The following is a 20,613-nucleotide window of genomic DNA, read 5'->3' on the forward strand; positions in this document are numbered from 1 at the left end:
ACCAGATTGAAGGAGCCATGAGTGACCATGATCGAAATTTTATTAGTGGATGACCATCCCTCGGTGATGGAGGGAACCAAGGTGCTGCTTGAGCAGGAAAAGGATATGTTCGTGAAGCTTGCGAATACGCCGGAGCAGGCGCTGGAGCTGGTGAGAACGTTGCATTTTGACGTAATGCTGATTGATATGCATATGCCGGGCATGAGCGGAATTGATTTGGCCAAGCAGATCCTCCAAATCGTTCCGAACGCGGTGATGCTGGTTTATACGGGTTTTGAAGTCAGCAATCATTTTAATTTGATTATGGAGGCCGGACTGGCTGGTTTTGTCTCGAAAACGTCGGGCAAAGAGCAGTTGGTAACGGCTGTTCGATGTGCGCTGCGAGGGGAAGCAGTTCTGCCGTTAACACTTGTGAAGCAGCTCCGGCGTGTTACCGCAAATGGTCCGGAACGGACAGCAGGGGCGCCGGCAGCCCAGTCTATAACCGATAAAGAATATAGTATTCTCAAGGAAATCGCTCGCGGAAAGAGTAACAAGGAGATTGCGGGAATGGTGATCATGAGCCAGCGTTCACTGGAGTACTGCTTAACCAATCTGTTTCAAAAGTTGAATGTGAAGTCACGCATAGAAGCTGCACTGAAGGCAAAGCAGATGGGAATCCTCTCGGATTCGGATTTTGTCCAGCTGGGCTGACCGGCTAGCTCTCTTTAACGTTTCAGATCATAAAGTATGTTTACCTCGACATGACACGAGATAAATTCGCTATTATTCGACAATATCCGCAAGGCAATCCGCAAAATTCTTGCGTGAGCACGCAAGAGAATTTCGGTTACGAACGGTAAGTAAGTGTATATGCTTATGTTACTGGATGGATGTAGTCTGTAAGTAGGAAGGGTGGTAACCTGCGGCATGACAAAGGACCTATTTGAATATGGTGTCGATGACCTCTTGTCACCGGAAGAGATTGAGGAAGTTTTGGCGCAGCTTGAAGAAGAGTGGAATGAATTTAACAGCCGGAAGAAGCGAGGGTGACTCATAATGAAACGATTGAAGTCTTTGAAATCTCTGTTTGCAATGAAACTCCAGAGTCGTATGCTGTTTATTATTTTGGGGTCGATTACGATTTTTCTAGCTGGCATGATGACGTATATCAGTATGACTACAACGGAGGAAGCTCTGGATTCGGCCAAGACGCTTGCGGTGACAACGAGTGAGAAGATTGGCACGCTGGTACAAGCAGAGCTTGACGATGTCATGAGCTCCGCACGTACATTAGCTGTAAGCTTTGTTGGAATGAAAGGGACCGATACCACGAATCGCGCAGCCGTTAATGAAATACTGAGAAGAAATCTGGAAGACAATCCGTCCTGGAAAGGGATCTGGACCTTATGGGAGCCGGATGCCTTTGATGGCCGGGACAACGAATACAGAAACAAACAGGGCAGTGATCAAACGGGGCGATTGATGTCCTACTGGGCAAGAACGGAATCCGGCCTGGAACGCTCCGTAATCGAGGATTACGAGCACGAAGGGGAAGGTGACTTCTATCTCCTGGCGAAGAACAGCGGAAAAGAAATCATTATGGATCCGTACGTCTTCAAAGTAGGCAACGAAGATGTCATGATGACATCGCTCGTTGTTCCGATTATCGATAACGGAAAGACTGTCGGCGTGGTTGGTGTCGATATTTCCCTGGCACATTTGCAAAGCGTAATGGAGCAATTCCGATTGTTCGACACGGGGTATGCGCATATTTTTTCGAATACCGGCGTGATCGTAACGTCGCCGGAGGACGGGGTGATGGGGCAGACGTTGGAGGAGGCCTATCCTGGCAAGACGGTTCCCCTTATCCTGGATGCGATTCGGGAAGGAGATGTCTATACTGAGGAAGATTCCGAGCTGTACAAGCTGTATACCCCGATTAAGACCGGATTGACCGAAACGCCATGGTCTGCTGCTATCATTATCCCGATGGATGAGATTACGGCAAATTCGGATGCGTTGATTATCTCCATTATCGTTGCCGGACTGACCACTCTGGTGGCCATGGCGGCTGTCGTGGTCCTGTTAACGAGATCCATCGTGAAACCATTGGGCATTTCCGTTTCCATCGGAGAGTTCATGTCGAAGGGAGACTTCACGCAGGAGGTGCCTGCGGCTTATCTCCGCAGAGCCGATGAAATCGGCACGTTGTCCAGAGTATTCGCGCAGCTGCTGGAGAGCATGCGGGAGATGATCGGCAAAGTGAACCTGAACGCATCATCGGTAGCCGCCGCTTCACAGCAGCTATCGGCTGGTGCCGAGGAACTTGCGGTTGGAAGCAGCAGTCAGGCTGAATCCGTGCAAACGGTCAGTGAATTGTTCCATGAATGGTCAAATGCCATCAATTCTGTTGCGAGCGATGCATCAGCAGCATCCGAGCTTGTAAACCAGACCTCCGGCATTGCAACGGAAGGCAGCGGTATCGTCCAGCAGTCGGTGGAAGGCATGAATCGGGTACGAGAGCAGGTTGCCAAACTCGAAGCTGATTCCCAGCGGATTGGCGAGATTATCGAGGTGATTGACGATATCGCCAAGCAGACCAATCTGCTTGCCCTTAATGCCACGATCGAGGCTGCCCGCGCCGGCGATCAAGGAAGAGGCTTCGCTGTGGTGGCGGATGAAGTGCGCAAGCTAGCCGAACGTAGCGGAGGAGCGACGAAGCAGATCGCCGATATCATCAAGGGCATGCAGAAGAATACGGCTGATAGCGTGGAGGCGGTGAATCTAGGCGTCATCCACACGGAAAAAGCCGGTGAAGCCTTTGCCTACATTACAAGTATGGTGAATGAGTCTGCCGGTAAAGTAATGGATATTGCAGCTGCCAGCGAGGAGCAGGCAGCCCAGGCTGCCGAGGTGGCAACCGCGATTGAAACGATATCTTCGTCGACGGAGGAAACGGCGGCTACAAGCGAGGAATCGGCTGCAACGGCACAATCGCTTGCCGAGCTTGCTGAAGAGTTAAACCATACCGTATCGGCCTTCAAAATCTCGTAGCACCACTGGCATATTGATGATAAGCTTGGCCTAAGGGCCAGGCTTTTTTTATATATAAAGTTACGATTTATGTACGCTGTGAGATTTTAATACACCTATAACTACTCTTAAACGCGGTCTGTCTTCTGTGAAGTACGTCGATAGAAGTTTTTGTCCATAAATCATGCTGCACTGCTCGGACGAAGGGAGGAACATGTGTTGTGAATGGCAGCTTGTTTCAGCAGATGTTAGAAGAGGGGGATTATGTCCCGCGCTTTTACGCCTATTACTATAAGCAGTGGATAGATTATGAAATGCCATACCATCAGCATGACTCCACCGAGATTATGTATATGATCCAAGGGGTATGCCGGATTGACGTGAAGGTAGGCGATACGGAAAAGAGCGTCACGCTCAAAAAAGGGGAGTTTATGGTGCTGGATGCCGATGTCCCGCATCGGTTAATCGTTGAGCAGGCAGTCTCCTGCCGAATGCTGAATGTGGAATTCGGGTTTATGGAAAATGAAGGGAGGACGCTTTCTCTCAGGCAGATTGCAGGTGAGGAGCAAGAGGTGTCTTTTCTCCTGAATCGGCCGTTTCCCTACTTGGTGCTAGCGGATCAGGAGGAGGTATATCCGGTGCTGCGGAGCCTCGTGCTTGAACTCGATCAGAGAGGGACGGAGGGGAGAATGATGACGCATATGCTGTTTATTCAGCTGCTTGTCTGTATCGCCCGTCTGTATGAAGAAAGGGAACGCAGCGAAGTGCAGCAGAGCGAGTTCTATATTAAACGAAGCGTCGATTTCTTGCATCAGAACTATGACCGCCATATTCAGGTAAAGGACGTTGCCGCCGAGGTGAATCTGCATCCCGGCTACTTGCATCGGGTATTCCGCAGAGGGACGGGCAGGACAATAACGGAGTATCTGACCATGATTCGAATGGAAAAGGCAAAAATGCTGCTGGAGCAGACGGATATCCCCATAGATGAAATATCGGACTATGTGGGTGTTGGCAGCAGGCAATATTTTCATATGTTGTTCAAGAAGAATACGGGAACCACTCCGGTGGAATATCGGCTGCGGAAGGATCGGAATGCCTGGAAATACGGTGATCAGGATGCCAGATCAGATAAGAAGTGAGGATTTTTGACTCAGAAGAGTCCAAAAGGTCATGATTTTGATAACGCTTTCTACCACTCGACTGCTACAATAACTACAATCTAATTTGCAGCTGGGGAGTGGATAGAATGTCATTTAAGGTTGCTTTTATCGGCGCGGGCAGCATCGGCTTTACCCGGGGAATTCTGCGTGACTTGCTGACTGTACCGGAATTTAGGGATATCGAGGTCTCTTTCACCGATATCAGTCAGCATAACCTGGATATGGTCACGGAATTGTGTCAGCGGGACATTACCGAGAACGGACTGTCGATTGCGATCCAGTCCACCACGGATCGAAGACAAGCCCTGCATGGTGCAAAATATGTCATCTGCACCATTCGCGTGGGCGGACTGGAGGCATTCCGTACGGATGTGGACATTCCGCTGAAATATGGCATCGATCAATGCGTGGGCGACACGCTCTGTGCAGGCGGCATTATGTATGGCCAGCGGGGAATCCCTGAGATGCTGAACATTTGCCAGGATATTCGCGAGGTGTGCGCACCAGATGTACTGCTGCTGAACTACTCCAATCCCATGGCTATGCTGACATGGGCATGCAATCAGTATGGCGGCGTGCGGACGATTGGATTATGCCATGGCGTACAGCATGGGCATCACCAAATCGCCGAGGTTTATGGCTTGAAGAAACAGGAAGTCGATATTGTCTGTGCGGGCATTAATCATCAAACCTGGTATATTCAAGCCTCACATCAAGGCAAGGACTTGACGGCTGGACTGCTGGAAGCGTTCGAACGGCATCCGGAGTATAGCAGGACAGAGAAGGTTCGCATCGATATGCTGCGGCGTTTCGGATACTACAGCACCGAATCCAACGGCCATCTAAGCGAATATGTTCCTTGGTACCGTAAACGGGCGGAGGAAATTACGGAGTGGATTGACCTCAGCAGTTGGATAAACGGAGAGACAGGCGGATATTTGCGAGTCTGTACCGAGGGACGCAACTGGTTCGAGACGGATTTCCCGAACTGGATGCAAGATCCGGCTATGGAGTACACGCCGGAGCACCGGGGAGAGGAGCATGGCTCCTACATTATTGAAGGCTTGGAAACCGGCCGGGTATACCGGGGGCATTTTAATGTAATGAATGAGGGCATTATCGCTAATCTGCCGAATGATGCAATCATTGAGGCGCCGGGTTACGTAGACCGCAACGGCATTTCCATGCCGCATGTAGGGAATTTGCCGTTAGGGCCGGCTGCGGTGTGTGGCGTAAGCATATCCGTTCAACGGCTGGCGGTCGAAGCGGCGGTTCATGGAGATGACAAGCTGCTTCGTCAGGCATTTATGATGGATCCGCTGGTTGGAGCGGTATGTAATCCGAAGGAAATCTGGCAGCTGGTCGATGAAATGCTGGTAGCCGGTGAAGCGTGGCTTCCTCAGTATGCGGTTTCGATCACTGAAGCGAAAGCACGTCTAATATCCGACAATCTGATCCCCACCCGTTCGTATGAAGGAGCAGCCAGACTCAAGGTGAAGACAGTGGAGGAGATGCAGCTCGATCGGGAGAAGGCGAACAAAAACGCAGGTGAATCCGACAAAGGGAAGGATCGCGAAAAAGTTTAAGCTGGTTGCACAATAACGAAGGGATATAACAACAGAAGTACTTAGAGTTTTCATGAATGCGCATGATTGAAACACTTTGGCGAGGACGGTATAACGGACAAAAATCCGTTATAATCCCTCTGCCAGAAGTGTTTTTTTCTGCATACAGTTCATCTTTTATCTGCATATACTACGGATACATAGAGATAAATTCGGATGGACAATCCCTGACCTTAGACAGGTACACAGTTTGGGTAAAAATGGTTACAATTCAATTAGATAGGCAAAATTCACTATTAAGGAGGCATGGGGATGATAATTGGGGTTCCCAAAGAAATCAAAAATAACGAAAGTCGTGTAGGCATGACGCCGGGTACGGTCGTCAGTTTTAGAAATGCCGGACACGAAGTGCTTGTACAATCCGGGGCTGGTCTTGGGATCGGTTTTACGGATGAAGCTTACAGAGCGGCTGGAGCCAAAGTGGTTGCATCGGCTGCAGAAGCGTGGAAAGCCGAGATGGTTGTGAAGGTAAAGGAACCCCTGCAGGAGGAATATGAATACTTTCAAGAGGATATGATCCTATACACTTATCTGCACCTGGCCCCCGAGCCGGAACTGACCAAGGCGCTGGTTGACCGTAAGGTGAGTGCCGTTGCTTATGAAACGATACAATTGACGGATGGCAGCCTGCCGCTGTTGACACCGATGAGTGAAGTGGCAGGAAGAATGTCCATCCAAATCGGAGCGCATTTCCTGGAAAAAGCGCATGGCGGCAAGGGAGTTCTTCTAAGTGGCGTACCCGGGGTCGCACCAGGTAAGGTTGCCGTTATCGGCGGCGGCATCGTTGGCACTAATGCGGCAAGAATCGCGCTGGGTCTCGGTGCGGACGTCAGCATCCTCGATATTAATCCCGGCCGGCTTCGTCAACTGGATGATCTGTTCCAAGGGCGGGTCAAAACGATTATGTCCGATCCGTATCATATTGCGGAAACGGTGAAGGCCGCCGACCTTGTCGTGGGCGCAGTATTGATCCCCGGTGCGCGGGCCCCGCGCCTCGTAACGGAAGAGATGGTAAAAGAGATGAGTCCGGGATCCGTCATCGTGGATGTGGCGATTGATCAAGGGGGCTCCATCGAGACGATTGACCGGATCACCACGCATGACAACCCGACCTACGAAAAGCATGGTGTTATTCATTATGCTGTAGCCAACATGCCGGGCGCCGTAGCCAGAACCTCCACCATGGCATTGACCAATGTAACGGCACCCTATGGACTGAGAATAGCAAGTAAAGGACTTCGGTCTGCCGCACGTCATGATCAAGCACTTGCCAAGGGCATTAATGTCATCGACGGCAAGGTAACCTACGAAGCGGTTGCGGCGGCCCATGGGTATGCTTATACCAGCATTGACGATTATTTGCTGGCATAGAAATAATATGTTTTAAGCATGTAGAGCCATTTTTCAAATTTGACACGATACCGGGGTTTATGAAGTAAACCTTAGGAGTGGCTTTCCTTGGCCGGCGTGGACAAAGTTGAAAAATGGCTTTTGTATGTTGCCTTACTGTTCCTACCACGAGTTCGCCTTCGCCTAGTTCAACATGAACAGGAGGTTATGTAGTTCGGCTTCCTGCAAATGCCTCCATTTCCCCCGTTCCAGTTGATCCAGTGTAATATTCATAATCCGAATACGCTCCAGCTTCAGCACTCTGTACCCCAAGGCTTTACACATTCTGCGGATTTGCAGATTAAGGCCCTGTGTCAAAATAATACGAAATACATCTTCGCTTTGCCTATAGACCTTGCATGGTTTGGTTATGACGTCCAGGATTTCAACACCTTGAGACATCGCTTGCATAAATTCGTCCGTAACGGGTTTGTCCACAGTCACCACATATTCTTTCTCATGATGATGTTCTGAACGCATCATTTTGTTCACAATATCTCCGTCGTTCGTAAGTAAAATCAAACCTTCAGAGGCTTTATCCAGCCTTCCAATGGCAAAAATGCGCGATGGATAGTTAACAAACTGAATAATGTTTCCCGCGACATGTTCTGCTGCCGTACAGACAATACCGATAGGTTTATTGAGAGCCAGGTAAACCGCTTCCCTATCCTGATGAGGAATTTCCTTCCCATCTATTAACACAATATCGTGCAGTTCAACGTCCGCCCCTTTTTCACACACCTTGCCATTGATCGTGATGCGTCCGGCTGCAATCAATCGGTTGGTTTCTCTGCGCGAGAAAACTCCCGTTTCGCTTATATATTTGTTAATTCGCATGCTCCACCGCTTCTCATGTGTACTATTGCCATAGGTTCATTTGTTAGTTGATATTCTCTTTTCCTTGATTTTTGCGGAATGTTGCATAAAATGATTAATTTCGATAATCCATCAGAGAGGCAGACTTATGTCGAAAATATTTCCTTTAAGCTGACGTCTCTTTCAGGTTCTTCACATTGCTCCTCTGGCGGTTCTAGCTGGGGAGATTCGCCAGCAGGGAACTCTTCTGGCGGATCGAAGTGGTAACCGGGGAGCAGCAAGCCTAGTAAAAATCCTGCGACATGTTCTCTTCGTCTGCAACAGCCTGTATCTCCTCTGAACCGATGCTGATGAAGCGGTAACCGTCCGCTGTCTGCTTCTTCAGCGCACGTTCTTTGATGAACTTGGGGCTGGCTTCGCCGCCATCTTCGTCATACACGAGCAGAATGCCATCGGTCTTGCGGAGTAACAGATCGTCTCTGGCCGTAAATTGCCACGGCCCCTGATAGGGGCTCTTGCTGACAGGCGCATAGAAGTCTACCCCCTTCATCAATTCCTGAAAATAAGCTTTTTTATCGTCGTTCCATTGCGCCTCGGGATTCTGATAGGCGGTCAGAATAGAGCATCTCAGGTGAGGGTATCGGGACTTTAGTTCTATAGCTGCTTCAACGGCCCACAGGTCCACGCCATACTGACCGGGCGTGATAACCCACTGAAGACCTTCCTCGAGCAGCGGAATCAAGCGGTTGGCAATCGCTTGACGTATATAAGGAATGCCTTGGTGTTTGTTGTTGTAAATACCGAGTTCATGAGCTCGATATCCGGTAACAAGAATGTTTTCCAATTGTGCACACTCCCTGACAAAGAATAGGTCTAGTGTACCGTTTTCTGAAAAATTGATCAATATTTGTCGCAGATCGTATAGAATGGGATGAGTAATCTTGGAATACATATTTTAGGAGGAAATTCGATTGAAGAAGTGGACAGCAGTATTACTAGGGGCAATTTTGGTAATGAGCATGACAGCATGCGGAAAGGACAACAAAGCAGCAGACGACGCCGCAACACCGCCAGCAGCGGAACAAGGGACGAGCGAGACGCCGCCTGCTAAAGAAGAACCGAAGAAGGATGCTCTTCCAACTGCTGACGAGCTTCTTCAGAAGGCGGCTGAAGCTTCTAAGAATTTGAAGAGTTTTGCGATGAAAGCCGATGTTAAACAGCATATCGTAGTTGAAGGCGATGAGAAGCAGGAGCAAGATGTTAATATGGCGCTTGATTCGGAACTTACGCTCGAGCCGGTGGAGATGATGCAGAACATCGTGATGGATTCTCCGGAAGGCAAGATCGAGATGAAGCAGTATATAACGGAAGACGGTATCTACATGCTTATGGATGGTCAATGGATGCAGGTTCCGAAGGAATCGGAGCAGGAGATCCGCGACAGCCTGGATCCGAGCAGTGCAAGTCCGGAGCAGCAGTTAGAGCAGTTCAAGACTCTCGCTAAGGACTTCAAAGTAACGGAGGACGGAGACTCATACGTTCTGACGGCGGATGTCTCCGGCGACAATCTGAAGGAGCTTGCCAAGTCCATGATGAGCCAAGCGGGCAACGATCCGCAGATGGAAGCCATGATGGATCAAATGGATATCAAGAGCATCCATATTGTTTATGGCGTACAGAAGGAATCTTACTTGCCTGTAACAACCGATTTGGACATGGTAATGGCAATGGAAGCCGAAGGTCAGAAGGTATCCTTGGATATGAAAATGAAGAGTACTTACTCCAAGCATAACGAAATCAGCAAGATCGAAGTTCCGAAGGAAGCATTGAATGCGGAATAATGCTATTTGACTGATGAAATAAGCGGAATATGAAATGATTGATATTCCTCATGAAGAGGCTGCCCCGGTTCTGTAGATGTTCTACAGACCGAGGCAGCCTTATTTGATGAGAACAATTTCATTTCAACGGTAGGGTCAAGGCAACGGCTTCCTCCGTTGTTTGACTAGGAGGCTTGCCGTGAGGCGTGCTTGGGTTAACGGCCAGCGGCTCATGTATCTTTGGGCACCGCCAAATTTATGGTTTAGCAACTTCGACAATGACGCTGCCGAACAATTGACCGTTGATCGAGACCATAATGCGCCACAGTCCAGGCGAAGGAAGTGACATCGTTGTCGGCAATGAGGCATCGGCGCCATTATGAGGATAAGGAGTGACGCGAGATTTAAATACATCGATGATCTTTGACGAATTTTGTTTCACGGCAGTGATGACCAGATCCCCCGTTAATTCCTCTTTGCTTCCCCAAAAGTGCCACATATATTTATTGGGGTGACCTGAGATAAACCCAGGATCAATAAAGCCGAGATGTCCCTTAATGCCGGTCATTTCAGTGGGAGGAAACTGGGAGGACAGCATCGCCTCCACCGGGTCTTCAGAAGCAGCCGAAACGAAGCTCGGACTCGGCTCCCAGCTGCTGTCCGGCATATCGACCACGATATCGCCGTATTTCTCCTGATCCACCATCACGTCGAATCGCCATAACCCGGAGAGCGGCAGGGCAAAGCGGGAAGAAACCCGGGTGAAGTTATCGTAAGCCATATCGGAGGTAATCTCCGTCTCGACAAGTTCTTCAAGGGTAGTTCCCGTATCCCGGTGTACGGCGGTTATGTGGATCGTTTTCCCTTCAAGCTCTTGGACCGGGGTTAGCAGATTCCACCAGGCACCGGCCGGAGAGCCCGCGGCATAATCCCCACCCGGAAATGCCTGAAGTTTATCCACCCCATCCTCCGTGTATACGCTGCGAGGAGTCCACTTGGCAGCATATCCCAAGCCCTGGATCGGGATCATCCGTTGAAGCGCAGGGGACTCGCGCCATCCCCATACCGCCGCTATTAGAAGAATTATGAATGCACTTGCGGTTATACGCAGACGAGTTGGAGATTTCCGCTTTTTTCGACCCTTCTTTACAGAGCCGTTAGCAGCGCTGTTCATTACACTGGATTTCATCTTCTCGGTGAACATCGGCTCGTTGAATGGAGAAGAAGCGAGTTCCTGTATCCAATCGGGCGGCAGTTCTTGTTCGGTCTTCACTGGACATCCTCTCCTTTCAACAGCTTCTCCATTCGGGCGCGAGCCCGGTGCAGTCTGGATTTGATCGTTCCTTCGGATATGCCGAGCAGCTCCGCCATTTCTTTTCGCGGCAGCTGGTAATGGGATTCAAGGATGAGCACCTCGCGGTATTTGGGCGGCAGCTCCATCACGTATTTCCAAATCTGCGATACGGCAGCAGCATCCATAAACTCTTTTTCCGCAGAGGGTTCAGTCTGCTTGGAGGTTACCCAGCCGGTTAAAGACACCCTCGTCATAAAGGAAGATTTGAGATAGTTCAGGGAAAGGTTACGGGTGATGGTTAACAGCCATGTTTTTACAGAACTTCGGCCCTGAAACTCATTCCAGTGCTTAAATGCACTCAAGAATACGTCCTGACTGATATCATCAGCCGCATCTTTGCGTTTTGTTAGGAAGAACGCATAGTTCCACACGTCCTGGCCGAAGGACTCCATTAAATCGCTCAGCACCGTGCTTGCTTCATTTACGGCCACCATTTGTTTCAGGTACTCCAATCACATCACCTCAAATATTAGACAATTGAACATAGGATTGGTTCCCAGATTCCCCCCAAAAAATTGAAACAATTTAACGTGCAAATCGTTGTAATGAGTAACAGGTATGCAAGGAATCGAGGAAGGGGGGAAGGCGTATGCATTTATATTTTAAGGATAACTTTTTTAGCTCGGGTATAACAGATATTATGGATAGGGAAGGCAGTGTAATAGGAAGTCTGGATTTGAAGAGTGCTTTCGGTTCCTCGCTGGACGTGTATAACGCTACGGGAGATCCGGTATGCAGCGGCTCGTTTCGTTTCTTCTCCAACAAGTGGCATATCGTGAGCGGCAGCGGGGAAGAGCTGGGCGTGCTGCGTATGCGTATGAGCTTTTTTACGAAAAAATTTGAATACAACGCGGGATCGCGGGGCGTATACGAGATCACTTCGCCTGCTTTTTCCAATGAATATGAAATAATGGATGGTACCGGAAGGGGAATCGCCCATTTTTCCCGTATTAGCGGCTGGCTTCAGGCCGGAGCCTATCTGCTGGAGAATGAGAGCGACGTCCTTGGAGATTGGGAACTCGTGACCGTGGTGATGGGCATTCACCAAATACGCAAACGCAACAACAGCGCTGCCGCATCGAGCTCTCATTAAGTTTTAGGTTAACCCAGAATAAGACGATGATAGGAGGAGTCAGAATGAACGAAGTCAGCGATCATCTCGATTATGGATTGACTGTTGTTTTTATCGGATTTAATCCTAGTTTACGATCGGGGGAGGTCGGACATCATTATGCCAACCCCCGCAACAATTTTTGGAGGATTCTGCATAAATCCGGGTTGACCCCTCGCTTATATGATGCCTCGGAGGATGGGGAATTGCTTAAACTGGGGTATGGGTTTACCAATATTGTGGCCAGGCCTACACGGGGGGCCGAAGACATTACCCGCGAAGAGTACAAACTCGGAAGAGAAACGCTGCGGGAGAAGCTGGCGGAGTACAGACCGGAGGTTGCTTGCTTTGTTGGCAAGGGCGTGTACACCGAATTTAGCGGTAAAGCAAAAGCGGATTGGGGAATTCAGCAGGACTCCGTCGTGGACGGCGTTCATGAGTTTGTTGCTCCTTCTTCCAGTGGACTGGTACGAATGCCCATGGATGAGATTATCGAAATTTATCGACGATTGCATGATTTTATATCGAGGCATGAGTTCTGAACAGAGGAGTTGGACAAGAACGATTCATGAGGATCATGAAAAAGAGGAGCGTCCAGGAGACCCGATTTGTCGGACTCCTGGTGCTCCTCTTTGAACATAGAATACATAAGCTTTCAGCGGAAGCTAAATCTTCTGATTACCGCAAGAAAATTCTATTTGTAGTTTTTCTTCTATTGAAAGTACATCTATTGAGAATATACTTTAGGGTTAGGTCGCCATATTATGGACGCTTCAACAGTGCAGGATCGATCCGCGGCACAAGCCCTTCATCGGCTGCACGGTTCAGCAGAGCTGAAATAGCGGCATAGCCGTCTTCGCCCAGCTCTGCGGTAAATGGATTGACATACAAGTCAATGTGGGCATCGGCGACATCCGGGTCCATTTCCTGAGCGTGTTGGAGGACATACGCCCGAGAGTCTTCAGGATGTTCCCAGGCGTATTCGACCGAGGAGCGGATCCAGCTCGAGATGCTGGCCAGATCCAGCGACCTTCGGGCCACAATCGCTCCCAGCGGGATCGGCAGATTCGTATCGGTTTCCCACCAGCTGCCGAGATCGGTCATCAGCTTCAATCCGTAGGACGGGTACGTGAATCGCGCTTCGTGAATGACCAGTCCGGCATCGATGGCACCGTCGCGGACAGCCGGCATGATCTGGTCAAACGGCATCACCACGATTTCGCCGAGTCCTCCGGGTACGTTTTGGGCGGCCCACAGGCGAAACAACAGATAAGCAGTGGAGCGCTCGCTCGGAACGGCTACCCGCCGGCCGGACAAATCTGCAGGGCTGGCTGGTGTTTTTCCGTCCGTGAGCTTGTCCGCTGTCAGAACGAGCGGTCCGCATCCGCGACCAAGTGCTCCCCCGCAGGGCAGGAGGGCATATTCATCCAGCACCCAGGGCAGCGCGGCATAGGATATTTTTAAGATATCATGTTCTCGATCTTCGGCTGCCCAGTGATTGGTGATATCGATATCCGCATAGGATACATCAAGCTCGGGAGCACCGGGAATAAGACCATGAACCCAGGCATGAAAGACAAATGTGTCGTTGGGGCAAGGGGAAAAAGCGATTTTCATCGTAACACCTCCGGTAGTAATGAACTTGCGGTCTCAAGCGCCTGCAGGGCCTCCTTGATCTTCCATGCACTGCGGTCCCGCGGGCCGACCTGATTGGATATGGAACGGATTTCGAGCACGGGCACACCGGCTGCATCGGCAGCGGTCGCCACGCCGAAACCCTCCATCGCCTCGGCTGCGGCGTCCGGCACCCGATGGAGGAGGCGTGCGGCCGTAGCTGCTGTTCCTGTCGTGGTGGAGACCGTCAGGACGGGCCCGAGGGTTACGGCTGCGCCAGCAATCTTTAAGGCCTCCGCAAGTTTGCGGGCAGAAGCTGGATCTGCCTGCACCCGATCCATTCCGAAGCCAAGCTCCTGGACGCTGCTGAAGCCGTCTTCGGTTTCAGAACCGAGATCAGCGGCAATGATGGTGTCCGCAATGACGATGGAGCTAACCTCAGCCTGGCCGGCAAATCCTCCGGCGATACCTGCGCTGACAACGAAATCATAGGTGCCTTGAATCAGCTGGCGGGCAGTCGCAGCAGCGGTAGCCGCGGGACCGACTCCACCCGCGATGACATCAAATCCATGTGCGCGCTTAAGCCCGCGTTGCACGGCTTCTTTTTCGGCATCGACTGCCGTAACAATAAGCACGCGCTTGGAAGACGGGGCTGGCAAGTTATGTGACTCGGTCATATCCACCGAGTTGGATTGGGTATGTTTCTGCATGTTATTAATCTCCTTATTGGCTGTAACGATAAACATCGTTATCCTTTTACGTTATAACGTTCTTGATGCGATGTAAAGTCTCGTGCATGTTAAGACTGGACTTTATGTGTAGCAGTAACTTTCCGATATAGAGTATAATGAACGGTAACTTACATACATCATGATTAGATTCGGAGGTTGGATAGCTTTGCGTAAGAAGGGTGCGAACGGACAAGAAAGCCGGGCTAGACTACTGATTGTCGCTGCCAATGAATTTGCAAAGTCAGGATACCATCAGACCAAGATCAGCACCATCGTTTCCCGGGCTGGATTGACGCAGCCGTCATTCTATTTGTATTTTGAAAGCAAAGAAGCCGTTTTCAAGGAGTTGGTGGAGAAATTTCGCTCTGAGCTCAAGATCCTGCTCGAGGGAAGCAGATTGGAAAGCGGAATTGATGAGGAGCATGTAACCGGTCGTTTGCAGAGCGTGCTGACGGGGTTGTTCGCGTTTCTTGGCAAAGATTCGGACCTGACACAAATTGGTTTTTTCATTGGGGATGACGCTGTCATCGTAAAGTCTGAAATGGTAGCCATGATTGAGCAAAATCTGAAAGCTGAGCAGCGGGACGGGTACTTTGACGGAGATTTCGATATGCACATCGTTGCGGAGTGCTTGGTTGGCGTCATTGAAAGACTAACCTCACAGCAGCTTCTGACAGGCAAGCGGACTCCTGAGGATCTTGCGCGTCACGTGGTAAGTTTATTTATGCACGGCATCAGCATTTATCCGGCTAAGCGGGCTACATAAGGCAATGAAATTTAATGTATAAAAATAAAGATAATTAAAATATCAGAAGCAGGCAGTGATATGGTTAGGGTTAACCGTGGACGGCCTGTTTTTTGCTGTTGACCAGAGCCGAATTCCAGCAAGGGTTTGATCTTTTTCAAAGAATTGCAGTATATTCATTATACGTTATGTAACCGATTGCAACTGGAAATGGCGAACGAAGGATCAAGGAATCGGGGGTTTTAATCATGAAGAAGATGATGCTGGTGTACGGTGCGCTTCTATTGGCTTTTCTTACCTATGTGTTCATGTACAGACTGGAGGACAAGCGTTCTTCTGCTTGGGAGGAAGGCGGCCTGCACGGCAGCATTGGGGAGAATTATGTCATGGTGACTTTTCAATCCGGCATGGAATATTGGAAAAATATTTTAAAGGGCTTCGAGGATGGAGGGGATGCTCTGGGCGTAACTGTCGATTACCGAGGCTCTACACAATATGACGTGGAGGAACAGATCACCGTTCTGGAACAAGTGATTGCCAAAAAACCTGCCGGTATCGCCTTGTCGGCCATCGATTCCAAAGCGCTGACGTCGACAATTAATAAAGCCGTGGAAGCTGGAATACCCGTCGTGCTGTTCGATGCGGATGCACCTGACAGTAAGGCCTATTCTTTCCTGGCGACCAATAATTACAACGCTGGCGTTGCGGCCGCGGACAAAATGGCGCAGCTTCTCGGCCGGGAAGGGGAGATCGGGATTGTTACCCAGCCCGGGCAGCAGAATCATGATGACCGTTCCGAAGGCTTCAGGGACACTTTAGCACAGCGATATCCGGGCATGTCCGTGGTGGAGATCAGGGAAGGTAAAGGGGATACCCTCGTTGCCAAAGAGGCTGCTGCAGACATGCTGGACAAGCACCCGGATCTCAAAGGGATCTTCGTAACGGAGGCCAGCGGCGGAATGGGCGTGGCGGATGCTGTTATCGGCGCGAATAAAGCGGATCGGATTACCATCATCGGATTCGATACAAATAAAGGGACGCTGGACCGGATTTCCGATGGAACCATCGCGGCAACGATCGCTCAGGGGACGTGGAACATGGGCTATTGGTCGCTGCAGTATTTATTTCATCTGCATCATGGTCTTACCGTACCGGCCCCGACGCTCGGCAATGACGTGTCTCCACTTCCGACAAGGGTGGACACCGGGATCTCGATTGTGACCCGAGAGAATGTGAATGACTATTATGCAAAATAGGATCAGAGCGGAATCCTGGCGCGAAGGCATCTCGCGGTGGCTGCGGTTCGGGGATTTACCGCTGAGATACAAGTTGGTCATCTTGTTCCTTATGGTTGGCATCCTGCCCTCAATCGCGCTGGGCGTCCTCGTCAATTGGACGGTTAACCGCATTGTGGATCAGCAGGTAACCTCGAACACCATTCAATTGATCGGAAAGGTCAATCAGACTTTGGACAATGATATGGAGAATCTCCAGAACATTACGTATTTGATCGGATTTGACCCGCGCACGGAGCGATTTCTGCAAGGGGAAATCCAAGGGGATAAGCCGGCCGCAGGAACCGAAGATACGGGTAATTCCGGCCTGCAGTCGTTCTCGGTGAAGCAGGACAATGAGGAAAATTATGAGATTAAGCGGTATCTTCAAGGCTTCACGACGCTGTACCCGGAAATCGCCTCCATTCTTCTGGTCAATCGCGACGGGGAATACATCAGTAACGAAATGTATGCGCGCGGTCCCGCCAGCTTGACGGAGGAAGCTTGGTACCTTGAGGCTGCCTCAAATGAAGGAATCTTTACAGTGCTCGGGCATCCGGCAGATCGTAACGTCACCACCCATGTTCATTATGGCAATGAGGAGTTGGTGTCGGTCGTTCGCTCGTTTGTGAATCCGGATACGAGGGAAGTAACCGGAGCGGTATTGATCGATTTGAAGCTGCGGGCGGTTGCGAGAGCGGTCCGGGATGTCACGCTTGGAAAAAGCGGATATTTGATGGTGGCCGAACCCAGCGGCTCCAGCATCTATAAGCCGGAGGATTCCATCATTCCGTCCATACCGCCTTCGTGGTTTCCGGAAGAGGACAGCGGTGCTTTCATCCGTGAGTCGAACGGAGAGCGGCTGCAATTGATATACGGCACCTCCTCCTTTACCGGCTGGCGGACGATCGGCGTATTTCCAACCAGCGAATCGGTGTATGAGGTCCGAGAGATTCGATTTTATATGATTTGTTTCTTGTTTGTGGTGTGCTTGTTTGGTATAGCTGCATCCTACACGCTTTCACAGTCGATATCCAGACCGATCTGGCAACTCATGTCCTTCATGCAAAAAGCAGAATCCGGGGATTTGACGACCCGTTACTGGGGAAACCGTCAGGATGAGGTGGGCATGCTTGGACGCAGCTTTAACCGCATGCTTCTGCAGATCCGCAAGTTGATGAAGCTGAGCGAGCTCCGGGAGAAGCAGAAGCGCGAAGCGGAGCTGCGCAGCCTACAGGCCCACATTAAGCCGCATTTTCTGTACAACACACTGGATACGATCCATTGGATGGCCCGCAAGAAAGGGGCGGACGATGTATCGGATCTGGTGGAATCCTTGTCGAGGCTGTTTCGGATCGGACTCAGCAAAGGGGATGATATCATCTCCATGTCCGACGAATGGATGCATATCAGCAGCTACTTGCAGATACAGAAGACGCGTTACCGCGACAGGCTGCAGGTTGAGATGGAGCTTTCGCCTGAGGCTGAGAAATTATACGTGCTGAAGCTCCTTCTGCAGCCGGTGGTGGAAAACGCGATATACCACGGCATTAAGGCCCGGAGAGGACCGGGGCGAATCTGGATCAAAGCTGATGTCGAGGGGAATGTGCTGGTGCTTGCCGTACAAGACGACGGGGCAGGTATGTCCAAGGAGCAGCTGGAGACGCTTCGCAATCAGCTTGCCGATCCGGTAACGGCCATGGAGACGACTCCGGGAGAAAGGGTAGGCGAAAGTCGCAGCTATGGCATGCTGAATGTGCAGGCACGCATCAAGCTAACGTTCGGCGATGAGTACGGAATTGCAATTGACAGTATAGAGAACGAGGGAACCACGGTAATGATTACGCATCCGCTGCTGCATACCGCCCCTTCGTCCTCCAATCATGATGGGAGAGACAGGCTATGAACAAAGCGTATCAAGTCCTGATTGCTGACGATGAGCCGATTATCCGTGAAGGAATTCGGGATGCGGTGGATTGGGACGCTCTTGGCATGGAGGTGGCTGCTGAAGCGGAGGATGGCGAGGAAGCGCTGGAGCTTGCGCTCAGCCGGCCGATTGATATTATGCTGGTCGATATGAATATGCCGTTCATGGACGGCATCGGGCTCATGAAGCGGATGAAGGAAGAACGTCCCGAATGCCGGTTCGTCATTATTACTGGCCATGACGAATTTGCGTATGCGCAGGAAGCGATCCGGCTCGGGGTTAAGGATTATATATTAAAGCCGGTGAATGCGGATCACCTGATTCGAGTGCTTGGAAGCGTAAGGGATGAACTGAATGACCGGCAAATCCAGGAGAGTTATCTGAAGAAGGCCTCCGAGCAAATCGAGAAGAATATTCCGCTGCTGCGGGAACGATTCTGCTTGGAATGGATGCATGGCCTGCTGGATGAGGAGGAGGCGCTGGAGCAGCTGGAGTTTCTCGGGCTTCCTCCTAGTAAGCCTACTCAGGTCGGCATCGCCAGATGGCCGGAGATGGCGGCTCCGCAGCCTTTGATGAAGGAAAGCGACCGGCAGCTGTATCTGTTCGCGATGGAGAATATCATTTCCGAGCTGATCCATCCCGCTCCTTGTGTTTTGTTCCGTGATCATACAGGATGGATTGGCATCTGTTTATGGGGTGAGACGGATGTGGAAATCGCAGCCGATGCCGAGCAATCCATTCAGAAGTACTTGAAGCTGACTGTCAATGTTCATATGGAGTTTGTATCGGAAGGAGCGGGGGCGGTTGCTGCAGCCTATGAGGCCTGCCGGGATGGGGTGTTTAAGGATGCGCAGCTGTCTCCGTTAGTACGGCGGGCCCGGCAGCTCATCCAGGAACAGTATGCCGTTCGGGAGCTGACGCTGGAATCATTTGCCCAAGTTTTGCAGGTTTCGCCGGTCTATCTGAGCCGAACGCTAAAGAAAGAACTGGGCACGTCCTTTATTACGCTTATGACCCAGACGCGGATTCAAAAGGCGATCCATCTGCTTAATTCCACCGATCTAAGCATCTTGGACATTGCGGAGCGGGTGGGGTATGACAGCCAGCATTATTTCAGCACGGCTTTTAAAAAAGTAATGGGGGTATCACCGAACCGGTACCGCAAAGGGGCGACGGTTCAGGAAGAGTAGGCGGTGTGCGAGGATCATGAAGGGGATATCCCGAACCTATGCCATTTCCTGCTGAGTCTCATATTTTTGCAAACGCGGGAGCAGATCTTTGCGGAGTGAGTGTATCGCTTTTTTCAGTGGTTTGTCCTTGGGCCGGGATTACAGTTTCGCCTCCAATTGCTGTACAGATCTGGACCTTCTCCTGGGCGAAACTGAAGCACGCTCGTGAAGATCTTCTCCAGTACGTCTTTCATACGCTCGGAACGAAAGCGATTAGTGGTGCGAAAAATCCGGATGCTGTCTCCCGGCAATCCACATGAACATGACATTCTCGCGGACGGCATTGGCGATCTGACGAGAAGAGTAGATCCGTTGTGTGTAAGCGTAGACGTTGACTTTGGTGAGCATCTTGGGAGGGTAGCTGTCTAGACTGCCGCCAGGGTTGCCCCATGGTATATTGAATGTACAAAAGAAACCGTTCCTTTCGTAAATGGTTTGGGTAGCACCTCCATTTTACCGAAGAACGGTTTCTTTGCGTCTAAAAAAGTAGGCAGTCCGCACGGCGTAGCGGAGAGGACGAATCGATTCCAGACAAGCGACAGCGATGGTAGGAACGATTCGTACATGGAGCGTCTTCTAACAGGAAGAAGGGGGCCTCCCCCAAGATCTAAGATCTTTTGGGACTCCCCCTTTTGGATGCCGGCAACCGCTTGGGGCATGGTGTGACTAAGCCGGAAAGTTACGCAGCCAATGTACACTCGCGTAAAACCCAAACAACAAAAGTATGAAAATTATAAAAAAGGTTGTTTTCGTGGAAAGACCCCTACACCCGATGGGATGTATCCTTTTTAGTACAGAGA

General features: G+C 50.5%; 21 protein-coding genes. 14 read left to right on the forward strand and 7 right to left on the reverse strand.

The window, feature by feature from the left end; all coding sequences use genetic code 11:
- Positions 1-27 precede the first annotated feature (27 nt).
- The 6 genes from MKY48_RS07305 (at position 28) to ald (ending at position 7,174) form a co-directional block, all read left to right on the forward strand.
- Positions 28-693 carry a response regulator transcription factor gene (locus MKY48_RS07305; RefSeq protein ID WP_339292625.1) on the forward strand — a complete coding sequence of 222 codons (666 nt, stop codon included), beginning with the start codon at positions 28-30 and terminating at the stop codon, positions 691-693.
- Positions 694-909: 216 nt separating this feature from the next.
- The gene (locus MKY48_RS07310; protein WP_256720554.1) at positions 910-1,032 is read left to right on the forward strand and encodes a hypothetical protein; all 123 of its coding nucleotides are present in this window, start codon (positions 910-912) and stop codon (positions 1,030-1,032) included.
- Positions 1,033-1,038: 6 nt separating this feature from the next.
- Positions 1,039-3,036, forward strand: coding sequence for a methyl-accepting chemotaxis protein (locus MKY48_RS07315; RefSeq protein ID WP_179090638.1), 1,998 nt, complete (start codon positions 1,039-1,041; stop codon positions 3,034-3,036).
- A gap of 200 nt (positions 3,037-3,236) precedes the next feature.
- Positions 3,237-4,157, forward strand: a complete 921-nt coding sequence (locus MKY48_RS07320) for an AraC family transcriptional regulator (RefSeq protein WP_339292626.1) — start codon at positions 3,237-3,239, stop codon at positions 4,155-4,157.
- 107 nt (positions 4,158-4,264) lie between these two features.
- Positions 4,265-5,764 carry an alpha-glucosidase/alpha-galactosidase gene (locus tag MKY48_RS07325; protein ID WP_339292627.1) on the forward strand — a complete coding sequence of 500 codons (1,500 nt, stop codon included), beginning with the start codon at positions 4,265-4,267 and terminating at the stop codon, positions 5,762-5,764.
- 291 nt (positions 5,765-6,055) lie between these two features.
- Positions 6,056-7,174, forward strand: a complete 1,119-nt coding sequence (gene ald, locus MKY48_RS07330; RefSeq protein WP_339271243.1) for an alanine dehydrogenase — start codon at positions 6,056-6,058, stop codon at positions 7,172-7,174.
- A 162-nt stretch (positions 7,175-7,336) separates the two neighbouring features.
- Here ald and MKY48_RS07335 read toward each other — a convergent pair whose 3' ends face one another.
- Together MKY48_RS07335 and MKY48_RS07340 are read right to left on the reverse strand one after the other, a co-directional pair.
- Positions 7,337-8,029: a pseudouridine synthase gene (locus MKY48_RS07335; RefSeq protein ID WP_076322992.1), complete on the reverse strand. Its 693-nt coding sequence runs from the start codon at positions 8,027-8,029 to the stop codon at positions 7,337-7,339.
- A 262-nt stretch (positions 8,030-8,291) separates the two neighbouring features.
- Positions 8,292-8,852, reverse strand: coding sequence for a DUF1273 domain-containing protein (locus MKY48_RS07340; RefSeq protein WP_339292628.1), 561 nt, complete (start codon positions 8,850-8,852; stop codon positions 8,292-8,294).
- 127 nt (positions 8,853-8,979) lie between these two features.
- On the opposite strand from MKY48_RS07340, the gene MKY48_RS07345 reads away from it, so the two are divergent.
- Positions 8,980-9,849, forward strand: coding sequence for a DUF6612 family protein (locus MKY48_RS07345; protein ID WP_339292629.1), 870 nt, complete (start codon positions 8,980-8,982; stop codon positions 9,847-9,849).
- Between the two features lie 235 nt (positions 9,850-10,084).
- On the opposite strand, the gene MKY48_RS07350 is transcribed toward MKY48_RS07345, so the two are convergent.
- Both MKY48_RS07350 and MKY48_RS07355 read right to left on the reverse strand, forming a co-directional pair.
- Complete coding sequence (locus MKY48_RS07350) at positions 10,085-11,101, reverse strand: DUF4871 domain-containing protein (RefSeq protein ID WP_339292630.1); 1,017 nt, start codon at positions 11,099-11,101, stop codon at positions 10,085-10,087.
- Positions 11,098-11,616 (reverse strand): sigma-70 family RNA polymerase sigma factor, encoded by a 519-nt coding sequence (locus MKY48_RS07355; protein ID WP_076322996.1) that lies wholly within the window; start codon positions 11,614-11,616, stop codon positions 11,098-11,100. The genes MKY48_RS07350 and MKY48_RS07355 overlap by 4 nt, the downstream gene beginning before the upstream one ends.
- A 155-nt stretch (positions 11,617-11,771) precedes the next feature.
- Between MKY48_RS07355 and MKY48_RS07360 the strand changes: the two genes are divergently transcribed.
- Positions 11,772-12,275 carry a hypothetical protein gene (locus MKY48_RS07360; protein ID WP_076322997.1) on the forward strand — a complete coding sequence of 168 codons (504 nt, stop codon included), beginning with the start codon at positions 11,772-11,774 and terminating at the stop codon, positions 12,273-12,275.
- Between the two features lie 44 nt (positions 12,276-12,319).
- Positions 12,320-12,835, forward strand: a complete 516-nt coding sequence (locus MKY48_RS07365) for a mismatch-specific DNA-glycosylase (RefSeq protein WP_076322998.1) — start codon at positions 12,320-12,322, stop codon at positions 12,833-12,835.
- 220 nt (positions 12,836-13,055) lie between these two features.
- Here MKY48_RS07365 and MKY48_RS07370 read toward each other — a convergent pair whose 3' ends face one another.
- Together MKY48_RS07370 and MKY48_RS07375 are read right to left on the reverse strand one after the other, a co-directional pair.
- The gene (locus MKY48_RS07370) at positions 13,056-13,910 is read right to left on the reverse strand and encodes a 1,4-dihydroxy-6-naphthoate synthase (RefSeq protein ID WP_339292631.1); all 855 of its coding nucleotides are present in this window, start codon (positions 13,908-13,910) and stop codon (positions 13,056-13,058) included.
- Positions 13,907-14,617: a futalosine hydrolase gene (locus MKY48_RS07375; RefSeq protein ID WP_339292632.1), complete on the reverse strand. Its 711-nt coding sequence runs from the start codon at positions 14,615-14,617 to the stop codon at positions 13,907-13,909. Before MKY48_RS07375 ends, MKY48_RS07370 begins: the two co-directional genes overlap by 4 nt.
- A 187-nt stretch (positions 14,618-14,804) precedes the next feature.
- Between MKY48_RS07375 and MKY48_RS07380 the strand changes: the two genes are divergently transcribed.
- From MKY48_RS07380 to MKY48_RS07400, 5 genes are all read left to right on the forward strand, one after another.
- Positions 14,805-15,404, forward strand: a complete 600-nt coding sequence (locus MKY48_RS07380) for a TetR/AcrR family transcriptional regulator (RefSeq protein WP_339292633.1) — start codon at positions 14,805-14,807, stop codon at positions 15,402-15,404.
- Positions 15,405-15,631: 227 nt separating this feature from the next.
- On the forward strand, positions 15,632-16,639 hold the full coding sequence (locus MKY48_RS07385) for a substrate-binding domain-containing protein (protein ID WP_339271258.1): 1,008 nt from the start codon (positions 15,632-15,634) through the stop codon (positions 16,637-16,639).
- Positions 16,629-18,563, forward strand: coding sequence for a sensor histidine kinase (locus MKY48_RS07390; protein WP_339293480.1), 1,935 nt, complete (start codon positions 16,629-16,631; stop codon positions 18,561-18,563). Before MKY48_RS07385 ends, MKY48_RS07390 begins: the two co-directional genes overlap by 11 nt.
- Entirely contained in the window at positions 18,560-19,774 is a 1,215-nt protein-coding gene (locus MKY48_RS07395; protein WP_339292634.1) for a response regulator, read from the forward strand. Before MKY48_RS07390 ends, MKY48_RS07395 begins: the two co-directional genes overlap by 4 nt.
- A gap of 95 nt (positions 19,775-19,869) precedes the next feature.
- Positions 19,870-20,073, forward strand: coding sequence for a hypothetical protein (locus tag MKY48_RS07400; protein ID WP_339293579.1), 204 nt, complete (start codon positions 19,870-19,872; stop codon positions 20,071-20,073).
- Here the strand turns inward: MKY48_RS07400 and MKY48_RS07405 are convergent.
- A complete protein-coding gene (locus MKY48_RS07405; protein ID WP_339292635.1) occupies positions 20,027-20,161 on the reverse strand; it encodes a transposase in 135 nt (44 codons plus the stop codon). The genes MKY48_RS07400 and MKY48_RS07405 overlap by 47 nt on opposite strands.
- Between the last annotated feature and the right edge of the window lie 452 nt (positions 20,162-20,613).

Source organism: Paenibacillus sp. FSL W8-0187, assembly GCF_037969755.1.
Lineage (GTDB): Bacteria > Bacillota > Bacilli > Paenibacillales > Paenibacillaceae > Paenibacillus_AQ.